This is a genomic window from Rhizobium sp. F40D2 (assembly GCF_051810745.2).
Taxonomy (GTDB): Bacteria; Pseudomonadota; Alphaproteobacteria; order Rhizobiales; family Rhizobiaceae; genus Rhizobium.
The window spans coordinates 845,676-859,697 of the sequence record NZ_JBPWQX020000004.1 but is presented as its reverse complement, the minus strand read 5'-3'; the positions used below and the strand labels follow the sequence as shown (position 1 = coordinate 859,697).

The window sequence follows — 14,022 nt, the reverse complement described above, 5'->3', positions numbered from 1 at the left end:
GCGTGGCAAGCGCCGATCTGACATCGAAGCAAGAGAGTCGCCGCTCTCAGGCGGGCGGGTTCGCCGATGCGGCCCCGCACCCGTTGATGAGCCTGCTGCGGCGCCTGGCGGGACGCGTGGTGGCTGTTGTCACCACGCTGCTCGGTCTGCTTTTCCTGACCTTTTCAATGGGCCGCCTGCTGCCTGCCGACCCGGTGCTGGCCATCACCGGGCCGGAGGTCAGCAAGGAGGTCTATGATCGGGTTTATAACGAGCTGGGGCTCGGACAGCCGATCTGGATGCAGTTCCTCTCCTATGTCGGAAAGATCGCCACGGGCAATCTCGGCACGTCGGCGACAACGGGCCAGCCGATCCTCACCGATCTGATGACGATCTTTCCCGCCACCATCGAGCTTGCGATCATCGCCATGATCATCGGCGCCATTATCGGCATTCCCTTGGGCGTCACGGCTGCCGTCAGGCGCGGAACCATCATCGATCACATCGCCCGGATCGTCGCCCTCGCCGGCCACTCCATCCCGATCTTCTGGACCGGGCTGATGGCGCTCTTCCTCTTCTACGCCAAGCTCAAGCTCGTCGGTGCATCGGGCCGCATCGACGTCTTCTATGAGGGCCTCGTCACTCCGATGACAGGCTTTCTGCTGATCGACGCGGCGATACAGCAGCAATGGGACGTGTTCTACAACGCGCTTGGCCACATCATCCTGCCGGCGGCGATCCTCGGTTATTACTCGGTCGCCTATATAAGCCGCATGTCGCGAAGCTTCATGCTGGAGCAGTTGAGCCAGGAATACATCATCACCGCCCGGGCAAAGGGGCTCGGCACCCGCAAGGCCGTCTGGCGCCACGCCTTCCGGAACATCCGCGTGCAGCTCCTGACGATCCTGGCGCTGACCTTCGGCGGGTTGCTCGAGGGCGCGGTGCTGATCGAAACGGTTTTCGGCTGGCCCGGGCTCGGCCAATACCTCACCCGCGGGCTGCAGATGAACGACATGAACGTCGTCATGGGTTCGGTTCTGACGATCGGCGCCGTCTTCCTGACGATCAACATCCTGTCGGATGTGCTCTACCGCATCCTTGATCCGAGAACACGGTGACGCCATGACGATCTCCTCAGAAGACGCAGACGCCCACACCCTCGGTTTTCGCAGTTGGTTACGGGCCGATGAGCCTCAGGGCTGGTTCCAGTCGTCGGCTCAGCAAATCCATCAGGGCTGGCTGAAATTCAGCCTGCACCCGCTTGGGCTCGCCGGTCTCGCCATCATCGTGTTGTTGATCGTCGTGGCGACGGCCGCCCCCTTGCTCACCAGCTACGATCCGATCGTCCAGGATATGGCCGGGCGGCTCGCGCCGCCCTCGGCCGCCCATCTTCTCGGCACCGACAATTTCGGCCGCGATGTCTTTGCGCGGGTGATCTACGGCGCCCGCACGACGCTTTACATCATCATGTTGGTGACGATCATCGTCGCACCACTCGGCCTGCTGATCGGCACCGTCTCCGGCTATTTCGGCGGCATCGTCGATGAGATCCTGATGCGCATCACCGATATCTTCCTCTCCTTCCCCGGCCTCGTGCTGGCGCTCGGTTTTGCCGCCGCCCTCGGCCCCGGCATCACCAACGCGATCATCGCCATTTCGCTGACGGCCTGGCCGCCGATCGCGCGGCTGGCGCGCGCCGAAACGCTCAGCCTGCGCAAGGCGGATTATATCGCCGCCGTGCGCCTGCAGGGCGCGACATCGCTTGCGATCATCACCCGCCACATCCTGCCGATGTGTATTCCCTCGGTGATCGTCCGCGTCACCCTCAATATGGCCGGCATCATCATCACTGCCGCCGGTCTCGGGTTCCTTGGCCTCGGCGCGCAACCGCCCTGGCCGGAATGGGGTTCAATGGCCGCCAGCGGCCGTGAGTTCATGCTCGACAGCCCTTGGGTGATCGCCGCGCCCGGCATCGCCATCGCGCTCGTCAGTCTCGCCTTCAACCTCGTCGGCGATGCGCTGCGCGACGTGCTCGACCCGAGAGGTTCGGAATGACAGAGCCCCTGATCGATATCCGCAACCTCGAAATCGCCTATGGCGGCGGCCACATGCGCGCGGTGCGCGGCGTGAGTTTTACGCTCGGACAGGAAAAACTCGGCATCGTCGGCGAGTCCGGATCGGGCAAATCCACCGTCGGCCGCGCAATCATGAAGCTGCTGCCGCCGACCGCGATCGTTCGTGCCGAGCGGATGGCCTTTCGCGACGTCGACCTTCTCAAGGCCAACGAACGAAAGATGATGACGATCCGGGGGCGACGGATCGGGCTGATCCTGCAGGACCCGAAATACTCGCTCAATCCCGTGATGCGGATCGGCGAACAGATCGCCGAGACCTACCGTTTCCATCATCCGAAGGCGGGCGCGAAGCAGACCTACCAACAGGCGCTCGATATGCTCGAAGCCGTCCAGATCCGCGATCCCGACCGCGTCGCCCGTCTTTATCCCCACGAAATATCGGGCGGGATGGGCCAGCGCGTGATGATCGCCATGATGCTGATCGCCGAACCCGAAGTGCTGATCGCCGACGAGCCAACCTCGGCGCTCGACGTGACGGTGAGGCTCGAAATCCTGGCGCTGCTCGACGAACTCGTTTCACGCCGCAATCTCGGGCTGATCTTCATCAGCCACGATCTCAATCTGATCCGCAATTTCTGCGATCGCGTCCTCATCATGTATGCCGGCCGTGTCGTGGAAGTGCTGGAGGCACGCGACCTCGACAGAGCGAAACACCCGTATACGCAGGGGCTGCTGGCATCCCTGCCGACAATCGACAATCCCCCTGCCCGGCTGCCGATCCTGAAACGCGACCCGGCCTGGCTTGACGACCTTGCAACGGAGGTGCGGCGATGATCCGGATCGACAATCTCACCATCCGTTTCGGACACGGCCAGCGGCCCGTAGTCAGAGATGTGAACCTCACCGTCGAGCGGGGGACGGCATTCGGCCTGGTCGGCGAATCCGGCTGCGGCAAGTCCACGGTTCTCAGAGCCCTCTCCGGCCTCAACGCCAATTACGACGGTAACATCGAACTCCAGGGCGAGACGCTGGATCGGCAGCGCAGCCGCCCGTTCTATCGCCGGGTGCAGATGGTGTTTCAGGACCCCTACGGATCGCTCCATCCCCGCAAGACCATCCGCTCGCAACTGAAGGAACCGCTGCGCAACCAGGGGCTGGAGACGAATTCCGTCGACGTCAACGCGGTCCTCAGATCGGTCGGCCTGGATCCGGCGCTGAGCTACAGATTTCCGCATCAGCTCTCCGGCGGGCAGCGCCAGCGTGTGGCGATCGCCCGCGCCCTGATGCTGAACCCTGATGTTCTGCTTCTGGACGAACCGACGTCGGCGCTCGATGTCTCTGTCCAGGCCGAGATCCTCAATCTGCTGCAGGATCTGCGCGCCGAGCGCGGCCTCACCTACCTCCTCGTCAGCCACGACCTCGCCGTCGTCTCTCACATGTGCAGCCGCGTCGCCATCATGGAAGCCGGCGAGATCGTCGAGCAGGTCGATATCGAGGCCCTGCGCCGGGGTGCCGTCGAACATCCCTATTCGCAACGCTTGCTGCGGGCGAGCCGGATGTACGGGAGGGCATAGCCGTCGATCGGTACGCCCTGCTGCTTCGCGGGTCACCGCAAGTGGGCGTCGATGGCGGAAATGATCTCTTCCCAATCGTTGGGATGAATTTCGTGGCCGCCACCTTCGAGCCGGACAAGCTTCGCGCCCTTGACGGCTCGTGCCAGCAGTTCGCCATGCTCTACCGGATAAATCGGATCCGCCGTTCCGTGTATGACGAGAAGGGGCACGGCCAGTTCAGCCAATTTTCCTTTCAGGGCCTGGCCGCCCTTCAGGATGAAATGATTGGTGGCACTGACGAAGTTTTTCGCCCGCTTGACGTCCCGTTCGACAAAGGCGCGCGCCCGCCTTTCGTCATAGGGGTGCGCCACCCCGGCGATCATCCGGGTGTCTTTGACAAGGAATTCGGTCACCTGGGCATTGTCTGTCCAGTCGACGGTCTCGCCCGTCGCGGCATGCGCCATGTAGGCGTCAGTGGTGTGCGGCAAGGCGCTTGTATCAATACCCATCGGCGTGGTGGACATCAGCGTCAGCGTCTTGACGCGTTCGGGATGGGAGAGCGCTGCGATCTGGGCGATCGTGCCGCCCAACGACATTCCGATCAGATTGACGCCGTCAATGCCGTAGCCATCCAGTATCCTGACCGCGTCCGCAGCCATATCGTCCATTGTGTAGGGCGGTTCTCCCGGTTCGTAGATCGTCGAACGGCCGGTGTCTCGATTGTCATAGCGAATGACATAATATTTCTGAGCGGCGAGCTTTTGGCAGAATTCGTCCGGCCACCACAGCATCGACGCCATCGCGCCCATGATCAACAGGATCGGCTCATGCGCCGGGTCGCCAAAGGCCTGTGCGACGATCTCGACGTCGTCAAACTTGATATTTCGTTCATTCACTTGGAGCATCCTTTACGTGTATCGGGTGAAGCGGCGAAGCTTTGGGTCCTGGTATCAGCAGGCACACGCATGATGGGGCTAAGGCAGAGGTGCCGCATCAGGCATTTTGCCTAGGACAGGCTCAAAACACACGTGGGATGACTACGTCTCCATCTCTGCTAATCTTGAACTTCACCTATCGGAGGACTTTGTGTCGACATCCCTCAAAAAGTCCCTGTTCTCAGGCCGTGCGGCAGAACTCGATGCGATGGAATCCGCGTTCCGGGACGTTTCCGGCGGCCGGCAACGCTCCATTCTTCTCGGGGCGGAAGCAGGCGGCGGCAAGAGTCGGCTGGTCGAGGAGTTTGCCGATCGACTGTCGGGCCGGGCTACCGTCCTGAAGGGTGGCTGCATCGAGCAGCGAGAGTCGGCATTGCCCTATGCGCCGGTCACCGCCGTGCTGCATGAACTGGTTCAACTGCGCGGCGGGACGGCGGTCCGGTCGCTTGTCGGCGCCGCGAGTGCGCGCGAGCTGGCATGGCTTCTTCCCGAATTCGGCGAAACCTCTGAACGGTTTGATGCGGGCATCGCAAGAGCAAGGCTGTTCGAGGCGTTGAGGAAGCTGTTCGAAGAGCTCGCCCGGGAGATGCCGCTCGTCGTGGTCGTCGAGGACATTCACTGGGCCGACCAGGCCACTTGCGATCTGCTTCGTTTCCTCACCGCGCGGCTGAAGAAAATTCGGCTGATGCTGATCGTCACCTACCGACCCGAGGAGACTAGCGGCAGCAACGCACTGCGGACGACCATTGCGGACCTCTCGCTGTCCGAGGGGGCCACGGTGTTGAAGCTTCCCCACCTGAAGCGCGCCGAAGTCGCCGCGCAGCTCGAGGGGCTGCTCGGGCGCCCGCCGACACCGGCCGTCATCAATGAGGTCCATGCGCGTTGCTGCGGGATCCCGCTTTTCACGGAGGCGCTTATCGATGCGAGCGGAAACTTGCGTACGAATTTTCCTGGCACGCTTCAAGACTACCTGCTGAAGAGCGTCAGGGAGATGCCGGCGTCGACGGCCGGCCTTTTGAAGGTGATGGCGCTTGGCGGTCCGCATATTGCGCATGTGCTTCTTCGCAGCGTGGCGGACAAGTCCGACCTTGAATTGGCAGAATTGCTGCGTCCTGCAATTGCGGCCGGGATACTGGTACCGGACAGCGACGGATATGCGTTCCGCCATGCGCTGATCCACGAAGCAGTGCGCAGTGACCTGATCGCTGGCGAAAGGATGGCCATCCATCGCGCCTATGCCGAGGTGCTTGAACGCGGCCCGCTTCCAAGCTACCGGGTTTGGCATTCCGTTGCGCTCGCCCGCCACTGGCACGGCGCCGGCCAGGCCGAACCTTGCCTGCGATGGGCTTGGCAATCCGCCGTGGAAGCTGCTGCCACCTTCGCCTATGCCGACCAGATGGAGATGCTGAAGCTCGTGCTGGCAGCCTGGCCCGACGTCGATCATGCGACTGACCTGATCGGCGCAGATCATTGCAGGGTGTTGGAACTGGCTGCCGATGCCGCCTGCTGGGCGGCGGAAGCGGAACAGGGACTGGCTTTTGTCGAACTTGCGCTCGCCGAAGTCGATGCAGACCGCGACGTTAAGCAGCTGGCAGCCCTTCTTCTGCAGCGCGCCGTGATGCGTCAGCACACGCTTATCCCAGGTGAGATCGCCGATCTTGAGCGAGCGCTTGACCACGCGGTCTGTCCCACAAGGCTGCGCGCGGACGGACTGGGGCAGTTTTCCCGCGCGCTGATATTGCGCGGAGAATTCGATCGCGCCAAGCTTTTGGGCGACGAACTGAAGGACCTGTCGGAGAGGCTCGATGACGAGGAATACCGCATCGAGGCACTGATCGTCGCGGCATCCGTGGATATGGCCTTGGACGGTTCTCGCATCGATGCCTTCTGGAACGTGACTAGGCGCGCCGGTCAGGCCTCCATCGGCCGTGTCGAGGTGCTGGCGGGCGCAGCCCTGCTTCATGCCCTGCTCGAGACAGGAGACTACGCTCAGATCATCGACATCGGACCGGCGATCTTTGCCCGGACCGTCGAATTCGGCCAGGCCCGGTATATCGGGGCAATCGTGGGTTCGCCCTTGTGTCGCGCCTTGCTCGCTGTCGGCCGCGTTTCCGAAGCCATTGAGACATGCGAACGGATGGCGGCATTGGATCCGCTGCCGCTGGGGCTGGTTCATGTTTTCGAATGTCAGGCGGAGATCGCCCTGGTCTTGGGGGACTCGGATCGCGTTGCCGCAGCGGCAAGTGCCTTGCGCGCTCTGCCGCCCGGCCCCCAGGTTGCGGGCCGGATCGCCGCCAATCTTTTGAGATTCGACCTCGAAAGCACCGCGCTGGCCGGCGACATGGATCAGTCTGCGATCCTGATACGATCGGCGTCGACCCTGATCGAGAAGCAAGGAGGCGTCTCTTGGCCGCTCTTGGCCTCCGCCATGCGTGTCGCCATCGACACGAACCGGAAAGATATCGCCCGGCAGCTCACGGACCTCGCCGCTCGGAGCCCGTGCCGCAATGTGGTGGAGCAAGCCGAGAGGCTCACTCTCTCAGCCGAGATGTCGCGCGCGACGGTTTCCGACCTCGATGCCTGGGAAGCGGTTGCCCAAAGCTGGGCTGATTTGAGCCTGCCCTTTCGGCAGGCATATGCCCTGATGCATGCCGGGAGCGCTGCGGTGAATGCCGGCAAGCGCGCCAGGGGTGCAGACCATTTCAGGCGAGGTGCGGACCTTGCCCATTCGGTCGGCGCGCGCCTGCTTGCCGATCAGATCGAGACGCTCGCCGCAAAGGCCCGCATTGATCTGCCAGGCGGGAAAGGGGGTAGTACGCCGAAGGCGCCGCTTGGCCTGACGGATCGGGAATTCGAGGTGCTCAGGCTTGTCGCCGCCGGACAAAGCAATCGCGAGATCGCCGATAATCTGTTCATCTCGTCGAAAACGGCGAGCGTTCATGTCTCCAACATCTTGAGCAAACTCGCCGTCCCCAGCCGCGGTGCTGCGGCCGCCATGGCCCACCGGCTCCGGATGGTTGATCCCGCATAGATGTGAGCTTCCAGCAGTCCTGGCTAAGTCGTCCCGACATCCGCCGCTCTCTCGAAGCCCGCATCGCATTCCATTTTTTCACGGCCTAGGCATTTTGCCTGATGTGCTTACGCGGTCTTACGTCGAGCATGGTGATATGGCGCCACCGAGCGGTGCCGGGATTTCATCAATCGGAGGTCAAAATGCACATCACTTCCACCGCCTTGGCCGATACCCAATGCACGATCGATTCCTATGAAGGGGATGCCGATGACTATAGCCGCATCGTTGATCCCTTTCCCGCGCCGGGCCTGGAAGCCGCGCTGCGACAGCTCGCCATCGCCGCCGGCAAGGGCGGCCGGGTCCTCGAGATCGGGTCAGGGCCTGGGTGGGATGCGGATTTCCTCGAGACGCAGGGCGTTTTGGTAAGGCGAACCGATGCCACGCGACGATTTCTCGAGTTGCAGGCAGCGCGCGGCAAGCAGGGCGAGTTGCTCAATGTCATCACCGACGACCTCGGCGGCCCCTATGACGCGGTGATCGCTCTCTGTGTTCTCATCCACGTGCCTCGCGACCAGACCGGCGAAGTCCTCGAAAAAATCGCCGCCGCGCTGCGCCCCGGAGGCGTCTTCCTGGTGACGATGCGGGACGGAGACGGGGAGACAAGCGGCGCCTACCATATGACCTACTGGCGCCGCGACGACTTCGCGCTGTGCATCAAGGCGGCCGGCCTGGATCTTGAATGGGACGCATACCGCATGAGCCGCAACAACGAAGCGTGGCACACCTTTTACGCCCGACGACCGGGATGATGCGCCGCAGTTTCGCCTGAGGCTGCTAGCAGGCGTTCCGATCAAACGATAAGGCGCCGGCTATTTCCAGCTCGTATAATCGGCGGCGGTGCAACCAAACGGCGCACGATCCTGGCCAAACCGCTTCTTCAGCTGCCCGCATCCCCATTCGTTCAACGGCGCCGGCATGAGGTTGTTGATGTCCATGCCAGGTGATTGGAATTGTGTCGGCGAGCTCGTGACGTACCAAAGCCAGAAGCCGACCACACCGACGACGATCAAAAGCAACGTACCGAAGAAAAGCTGCAGCCGCTTCCAGATCGATACCGTCTTTTTGGGTTCTTCGATCAACACCGGCGCAGCCTGATCGCCGTCTTGCTGCTGCCCCAGGGGTGCAAGAGCCGCGGCGCGCTCGGCATCCGTGAGCTCGACCCGCTGCAGACGATCGTCCAGAAGCACCGGCAGGGCCGTATTGCCGTGCCTGACGGCCATTCCGATCGCCTTGCCATTGGCTTCACCGACGATCAGCGGCTCCTGTCCGCTGTTCATCCGCGTGTAAGCCGATCGTCCCGTTTTGTCGGCGGCGATCTTGTCATTGTAGGTGATGGAAAGGACCCCGCGCTTGCGGTCGAATGCACTGATCTCGACTGGGACGGGGATCAGCCTGGCAGGCCGGCGCAATTGCCCCTTGACCCGCCAAATGCGGATACCAAGAAAAATCATGCCCAGGCTCATGCCGCCAAGCAGGACTACGAACAGCGTGAGCGTGATGATCCTGTTCCAGAGCATGTCCAGACCCAGGCTCATTGTCGCGAGTTCCGGATGGTCGGCGGAAATCACCAGATCGGTTTCATAATCGCCGGTATGGAAATCGACGAACATGACCTCGACCTCGGTGTCGTAGTTTCGTCCGCCGTAGCTGTAGACAAGGCGTGCCTCGCAGTCGGTGAAGACTGCCTTGCGTGTCGTGCATTTCCCGTTTTGCACGTCGCCGTTCTCAAGCACCAAGGGGTCCTGGCTGATCTGGAAATCGCGGATCACACCGGGCGCTTCCGAGACGAATAGAAAGATAGCTAATGCCAGGATAATGGGCGTTGACCAGAAGTAAGCGTTCGGCGTGGAGATGACGTTGCGCGCCAGTGAGAGCGGGCGGCTTGGGAGAACAAGCGAAGACAACGGCGTCGGACCCCTCATGTGACAGCGCAGCGCGCCGATAAAGCTTCAAAGCGGCCGATGACCAACGAGCAGAGTTGGCGTCATCCATACCGGCTTGCACAATCCCATTGTGTGATACCGATCTACAACCTGTTGCGGGCGATCGGCAATCCCTTTCTACACGCGCAGGCGGCAATCCCGCGTTGGTCCTGTCGATAACGCGAGCGCAAACGAGAAATAGATTTCGGCGATGCCTCCGGACGCACCATCGAGACGATGAAAAACGGTCGGATCGTCAGGCGATCGGCTGTCAGGAGCCGGTTTGACCCTCGCCAAAACTGTTGCCTCTTCGCCTTTAAAGTTGCGTCACCCGTATGAAGGTTGATAGAGGAGCGGCGGCGGTATAGTTTCGCTTTCGCAAATCGACGAATGACACAAGGAATAGTTATCTCATGCCGACAGGTACGGTTAAATTCTTCAATGACGACAAGGGCTTCGGCTTTATCACCCCCGAGGATGGCGGACAGGACGTGTTCGTGCACGTGTCTGCTCTGCAGCGCGGCGGCTCGCTCCGCGAAGGCGACAAGGTCAGCTTCGACGTCGGACAGGATCGCAAGACCGGAAAATCGAAGGCTGAGAACGTCTCAACCCTCTGATTCAAAGTCGAAGATTACCCAACCCGCGTTGAGCGGGTTGGGCTCGTCGCAACGCCATAGGCCGCGACGACGGTAATCGAGGTCTGTACGTGTCGTTTTGGGATACCGGGACGGCAGGAATGCTTCATGCATCCACGTCAGGCCGACGCGAGGCGCTGTCTACGCCTCGGATAGAATGCTCTCGGCCGCCTTCTCAGCAATCATGATTACCCGCGAATTGGTGTTGCCCGAGATGATGGTCGGCATGATCGAGGCATCGACGACCCGCAGCTTCGCCAGCCCATGCACCCGCAATTGCGAATCAACCACCGCCATCGTGTCGCTGCCCATTTTACAGGTGCCGACCGGATGGAAGATCGTTGTGGCGATATCGCCGGCGCGGCGAATCAGATCCTCGTCATCTGGTATTGCCTGCCCGGCAGCCTCTGTCGGTGCCTGGCGGTAACCCCCGCTCCTCTATAAGATGGGGGGCATGCCCGATCGATTTCGTTGCAACTAACGGAGCACGCCGGCTTCTTCGGCCGCGACTTTGAAAGCCAATGCGGCTGCGGTTGCATCGGCTTGCCCGTGGATGGCGTCCGTGCAGATCTTCTTGGCGGCGGCGAAGGATGCCGCTTTCTCAGGTGGCCAACAGGTCATCAGATATGCGAGCGCGTCCCTGCTATTGCGGATACTTTTAAGATGGTCGCCATCCCCAACGATGACCTCAACGGGCTGGTCCCAAAAATCGCGGCGCATCGACATCTCCTCAGCTCTTCGGCTATGGCTGAACGTCATCTGCGCGGGCTCGTTCCAGCATGGGACTTTGGTCCCATACGATCGGGCGAACGATCCTTATGCGCTGCACGTGCGCGGTTCTCGTCCACTGGATTGTGATCCTCATTCGCTCTACAGCAAGGGACGTATTCCGAGCCCGTCCCCGTGAGGTGCAATTCATCTATGACGAAAAAAATTTATCTCGCCGGTCCTGAAGTGTTCCTTCCAAACGCCCGTGAAATGCTCGACCGGAAGGCCGCGCTTGCCCGCGAGGCGGGACTTCACCCACTCTCACCCGGTGATCTGGAAATCCCGCAGACGAACTCGAAGCGCGAGCGGGCGGCAGCGATAAACGCGGTGGACGAGAGGATGATGATGGAGGCCGATGCCATCATCGCCAATCTGACGCCGTTTCGCGGCATTGCTGCCGATACCGGGACGGCTTTCGAACTCGGCTTTATGTGCGCAAGCGGCAAGCCTGTCTTCGCCTATACGAATGTGGCCCGCGATCACAGCGGACGGGTGAGCGATCTTTATGGCGGGGCCGTCGCCTATGATGGTGAAGGTCGGCTGCGAGACCCGAACGGGATTGCGGTCGAGGATTTCGGCCTGGCCGACAATCTCATGCTGCACGCCGGGATCGAGCGGCGCGGCGGCGTCCTCATCGTCGGAGACGCGGCTCGTGACGCGCTCTATACGGACTTATCAGCGTTCAAGACGTGTCTCGCCATCGCAGTCGAGAAGCTGCGGTAAGGACTTCGTCCAGGCGTTTGAGCTTCCGCGCTGCGCTATGGATTTGAGTCCCGCTTAAAGCGCTGACCTATCCAAGGGAAGCGTTAATCCGAAGGCGTCACGCGCCATCAGGCAGGCAGCATCTCCGGGAACGCATTCGCGACAAACGACAGGCCGAATATCGTAGACAAGGCAAGATGTCTCAACACCGACCCGACCCGACAACGCAGCGCAACGCGACCCATTACAACGCATGCCCGTTTCATCTGCAGCGACGAAGCGCGGTGGCAGCAAATCGAGAGCAGCATCACTTTCCGTGGAAAATCTTGGCCAGTCAGATGAAAAGGAGCAACACGCACCGCAGGTTTGGCAATCTAGATCGCTTAGTGAGTTCATACGCAGCTCCTACCACGGCACCTGCCAACAACGCAAAGTGCTTGATCCGGAAGATGACTGCCCAGCCTGGTCGGCCGTGATCATTTCTTCGGGGCGGGCCTAATTTACGGCGGCGCGGTTTCAGGCGACCTTTGCGAAATCCTCGCTGTGACGTTCACAGCACTTTTAGGCATTCCTTTAAAAGCTGCCAATGAAGTGCCGAACGATAGAAGACGGCGAACAAACAAAATCACTGATGAAACTGACCATTGACATTGGCGGTGTTAAGGCCGAAGCCGCACTCGGCTGCGCAATGCGCGGCCGTTTTCACGAGGATTCGAGAGATGAAGACCAAGGCGGCTGCAGCCAACGCCGGAAACCTGATCATGACGGGTGTCGTGCTGATGCTGCTCGGCGATCTGCTCTTTGCGCTGAACGATGCGATGGGCAAATGGCTGCTCACGAACTTCGCCCTCGGCCAGGTGCTGGTGATCCGCTCGGTCGGCTCTTTCATCGTGCTCGGGCCGATGATCGCACGGCAAGGGCCGATGGCCTTGTTCCGTGTCGAGCAGAAGCGCCTCCAGTTCATACGTGTTTTCATGGCGACCGCCGATGTCGCCCTGTTCTACGCGGCCGTCGCCTACCTGCCGCTCGCCGACGTCATGACCTTCTATATGGCCGGGCCGATCTACATAGCCGCACTCTCGCATTTCTTTCTTGGGGAAAAGATCGGCTGGCGCCGCTGGCTCGCCGTTCTGGTCGGCTTTGCGGGCGTCGTCATCGCGCTGCGTCCGTCGACGGCGATGCTGTCGCTTCCGTCCCTCTTCGGCCTTGCCGGCAGCCTTGCCTTTGCGCTGTCGCTGGTGATGAGCCGTTATCTGCGTTCGACCAGCGACACGACCTTGGTGACGTGGCAGACGATCGCCGCCCTTGCCACCGGCATCGTGCTCAGCATCGGCCATTGGCAGCCGGCAACGCTCGTCAATTGGTCCGGCATGCTGCTGCTCGGTGTCGTCGCCACCTGCGCGCATCTCCTGATCACCCGCTCGCTGAAGCTCGCGCCGGCATCGCTACTGGCGCCGATGCAATATACGCTGCTGCTCTGGGCGATCGTGCTCGGCTACATCTTCTTCAACGATATTCCCGATATGCAGATCATCGTCGGCGCCGCAATCATCGTCTTTGCCGGGCTCTTCATCTTCCATCGGAAAAACTTGAAAGAGACGGTTCCGGTCGAAGCCGTCCCGCCCGACGGCCATTGAGGCTATAGCGCCGCTTGTCTTCTCAGCTTCGCATAGGACGCTGCTGTAACCCCTGGAATTCCTGCATACTTCCATCCTTGAACCTGCGGGAATAATCACACGGACGGAGGCTTCCTCAGTCAGGCTTTCCACGGAACAATTTGGACGCCTGCGCGCTACTCTGGAGGATTCAAACCCGGGAGATCGCAATGGCGTCCATGACCCTCGAAGACCTGTCCTCGCAACTAAAGAAGATCGATTTCTGCATGCTGTCGACGAACGCCGCCTCGGGCCGCATCTCGGCCCGACCGATGAGCAATAATGGCGACGTCGAATATGACGGGGATTCCTGGTTCTTTTCGTATGAAGACAGCAGGAAAATCACGGAAATCGAAGGCATCAATATCGTCTCGCTGACGTTCACGGCACCTCCCAGCCTCCTCGGCAAACCGGGGATTTTCATCGCTGTCGAGGGCTTCGCCTCGCTGGTGCGGGACAAGGCGGCATTCGAAGACCATTGGGTGCCCGATCTCGAGCGGTGGTTTCCGGAAGGTGTGGACACTCCCGGGATCGTTCTTATCAAAGTTTCGGCGTCCTCCATCCGCTACTGGGATGGTGAGGAAAACGGCGAGGTCACCCTACCCGGATCAGCGAGCTAAGAGAGCGGCATAACGGAGTGCCCTAGAACAGGATGATTTTAGGCCCGTTTGGCCTAAGATCTGAATCCTGTTCCAAATTAAAGAGTTAGAGCATGATGTCGCCCG

General features: G+C 61.0%; 14 protein-coding genes and 1 pseudogene. 10 read left to right on the top strand and 5 right to left on the bottom strand.

The genetic code is table 11. From position 1 onward, the window contains the following. The first annotated feature begins 2 nt into the window (after positions 1-2). Genes ACS4RS_RS32705 through ACS4RS_RS32690 form a run of 4 tightly spaced genes read left to right on the top strand, consistent with a single transcriptional unit; the run spans position 3 to position 3,628 of the window. Positions 3-1,097, top strand: a complete 1,095-nt coding sequence (locus tag ACS4RS_RS32705; RefSeq protein ID WP_439012340.1) for an ABC transporter permease subunit — start codon at positions 3-5, stop codon at positions 1,095-1,097. Between the two features lie 4 nt (positions 1,098-1,101). Further along, positions 1,102-2,034, top strand: coding sequence for an ABC transporter permease (locus ACS4RS_RS32700; protein ID WP_179611161.1), 933 nt, complete (start codon positions 1,102-1,104; stop codon positions 2,032-2,034). Beyond that, on the top strand, positions 2,031-2,888 hold the full coding sequence (locus ACS4RS_RS32695) for an ATP-binding cassette domain-containing protein (protein WP_439012339.1): 858 nt from the start codon (positions 2,031-2,033) through the stop codon (positions 2,886-2,888). The genes ACS4RS_RS32700 and ACS4RS_RS32695 overlap by 4 nt, the downstream gene beginning before the upstream one ends. Beyond that, positions 2,885-3,628: an ATP-binding cassette domain-containing protein gene (locus ACS4RS_RS32690; RefSeq protein WP_439012338.1), complete on the top strand. Its 744-nt coding sequence runs from the start codon at positions 2,885-2,887 to the stop codon at positions 3,626-3,628. The genes ACS4RS_RS32695 and ACS4RS_RS32690 overlap by 4 nt, the downstream gene beginning before the upstream one ends. A 32-nt stretch (positions 3,629-3,660) precedes the next feature. Here the strand turns inward: ACS4RS_RS32690 and ACS4RS_RS32685 are convergent, their stop codons facing one another. Continuing rightward, entirely contained in the window at positions 3,661-4,503 is an 843-nt protein-coding gene (locus ACS4RS_RS32685) for an alpha/beta fold hydrolase (RefSeq protein ID WP_439012337.1), read from the bottom strand. A gap of 190 nt (positions 4,504-4,693) precedes the next feature. Between ACS4RS_RS32685 and ACS4RS_RS32680 the strand changes: the two genes are divergently transcribed. Together ACS4RS_RS32680 and ACS4RS_RS32675 are read left to right on the top strand one after the other, a co-directional pair. Further along, positions 4,694-7,573, top strand: a complete 2,880-nt coding sequence (locus ACS4RS_RS32680) for an AAA family ATPase (protein ID WP_439012336.1) — start codon at positions 4,694-4,696, stop codon at positions 7,571-7,573. A 182-nt stretch (positions 7,574-7,755) separates the two neighbouring features. Beyond that, the gene (locus ACS4RS_RS32675) at positions 7,756-8,364 is read left to right on the top strand and encodes a methyltransferase domain-containing protein (RefSeq protein ID WP_439012335.1); all 609 of its coding nucleotides are present in this window, start codon (positions 7,756-7,758) and stop codon (positions 8,362-8,364) included. Between the two features lie 60 nt (positions 8,365-8,424). Here the strand turns inward: ACS4RS_RS32675 and ACS4RS_RS32670 are convergent, their stop codons facing one another. Beyond that, a complete protein-coding gene (locus tag ACS4RS_RS32670) occupies positions 8,425-9,537 on the bottom strand; it encodes a hypothetical protein (protein WP_439012334.1) in 1,113 nt (370 codons plus the stop codon). Between the two features lie 413 nt (positions 9,538-9,950). Here ACS4RS_RS32670 and ACS4RS_RS32665 point away from each other — a divergent pair, with 413 nt between their 5' ends. Next, positions 9,951-10,154 (top strand): cold-shock protein, encoded by a 204-nt coding sequence (locus ACS4RS_RS32665; protein ID WP_003572688.1) that lies wholly within the window; start codon positions 9,951-9,953, stop codon positions 10,152-10,154. 159 nt (positions 10,155-10,313) lie between these two features. Here ACS4RS_RS32665 and ACS4RS_RS32660 read toward each other — a convergent pair. Both ACS4RS_RS32660 and ACS4RS_RS32655 read right to left on the bottom strand, forming a co-directional pair. After that, positions 10,314-10,653 (bottom strand): annotated as a pseudogene (locus tag ACS4RS_RS32660) (GMC oxidoreductase); the annotation flags it as partial. Further along, entirely contained in the window at positions 10,650-10,898 is a 249-nt protein-coding gene (locus ACS4RS_RS32655) for a DUF982 domain-containing protein (protein ID WP_439012333.1), read from the bottom strand. The gene ACS4RS_RS32655 and the pseudogene ACS4RS_RS32660, both read right to left, overlap by 4 nt. A gap of 195 nt (positions 10,899-11,093) precedes the next feature. Here ACS4RS_RS32655 and ACS4RS_RS32650 point away from each other — a divergent pair, with 195 nt between their 5' ends. After that, positions 11,094-11,663: a nucleoside 2-deoxyribosyltransferase gene (locus ACS4RS_RS32650; RefSeq protein ID WP_439012332.1), complete on the top strand. Its 570-nt coding sequence runs from the start codon at positions 11,094-11,096 to the stop codon at positions 11,661-11,663. Between the two features lie 54 nt (positions 11,664-11,717). On the opposite strand, the gene ACS4RS_RS32645 is transcribed toward ACS4RS_RS32650, so the two are convergent. After that, positions 11,718-12,038, bottom strand: a complete 321-nt coding sequence (locus ACS4RS_RS32645; protein WP_439012331.1) for a YkgJ family cysteine cluster protein — start codon at positions 12,036-12,038, stop codon at positions 11,718-11,720. Between the two features lie 323 nt (positions 12,039-12,361). Here ACS4RS_RS32645 and ACS4RS_RS32640 point away from each other — a divergent pair, with 323 nt between their 5' ends. Continuing rightward, positions 12,362-13,279: a DMT family transporter gene (locus tag ACS4RS_RS32640; protein ID WP_183690402.1), complete on the top strand. Its 918-nt coding sequence runs from the start codon at positions 12,362-12,364 to the stop codon at positions 13,277-13,279. A gap of 188 nt (positions 13,280-13,467) precedes the next feature. Beyond that, on the top strand, positions 13,468-13,917 hold the full coding sequence (locus tag ACS4RS_RS32635; protein ID WP_439012330.1) for a pyridoxamine 5'-phosphate oxidase family protein: 450 nt from the start codon (positions 13,468-13,470) through the stop codon (positions 13,915-13,917). Positions 13,918-14,022: the final 105 nt, after the last annotated feature.

What these genes read in the sequence shown, in the direction of transcription:
- ACS4RS_RS32700 (WP_179611161.1), top strand. Translation starts at nt 1,102, where the DNA reads ATGACGATCTCCTCAGAAGACGCAGACGCCCACACCCTCGGTTTTCGC.
- ACS4RS_RS32695 (WP_439012339.1), top strand. Translation starts at nt 2,031, where the DNA reads ATGACAGAGCCCCTGATCGATATCCGCAACCTCGAAATCGCCTATGGC.
- ACS4RS_RS32690 (WP_439012338.1), top strand. Translation starts at nt 2,885, where the DNA reads ATGATCCGGATCGACAATCTCACCATCCGTTTCGGACACGGCCAGCGG.
- ACS4RS_RS32675 (WP_439012335.1), top strand. Translation starts at nt 7,756, where the DNA reads ATGCACATCACTTCCACCGCCTTGGCCGATACCCAATGCACGATCGAT.
- ACS4RS_RS32670 (WP_439012334.1), bottom strand. Translation starts at nt 9,537, where the DNA reads ATGAGGGGTCCGACGCCGTTGTCTTCGCTTGTTCTCCCAAGCCGCCCG.
- ACS4RS_RS32665 (WP_003572688.1), top strand. Translation starts at nt 9,951, where the DNA reads ATGCCGACAGGTACGGTTAAATTCTTCAATGACGACAAGGGCTTCGGC.
- ACS4RS_RS32655 (WP_439012333.1), bottom strand. Translation starts at nt 10,898, where the DNA reads ATGTCGATGCGCCGCGATTTTTGGGACCAGCCCGTTGAGGTCATCGTT.
- ACS4RS_RS32650 (WP_439012332.1), top strand. Translation starts at nt 11,094, where the DNA reads ATGACGAAAAAAATTTATCTCGCCGGTCCTGAAGTGTTCCTTCCAAAC.
- ACS4RS_RS32645 (WP_439012331.1), bottom strand. Translation starts at nt 12,038, where the DNA reads ATGAACTCACTAAGCGATCTAGATTGCCAAACCTGCGGTGCGTGTTGC.
- ACS4RS_RS32640 (WP_183690402.1), top strand. Translation starts at nt 12,362, where the DNA reads ATGAAGACCAAGGCGGCTGCAGCCAACGCCGGAAACCTGATCATGACG.
- ACS4RS_RS32635 (WP_439012330.1), top strand. Translation starts at nt 13,468, where the DNA reads ATGGCGTCCATGACCCTCGAAGACCTGTCCTCGCAACTAAAGAAGATC.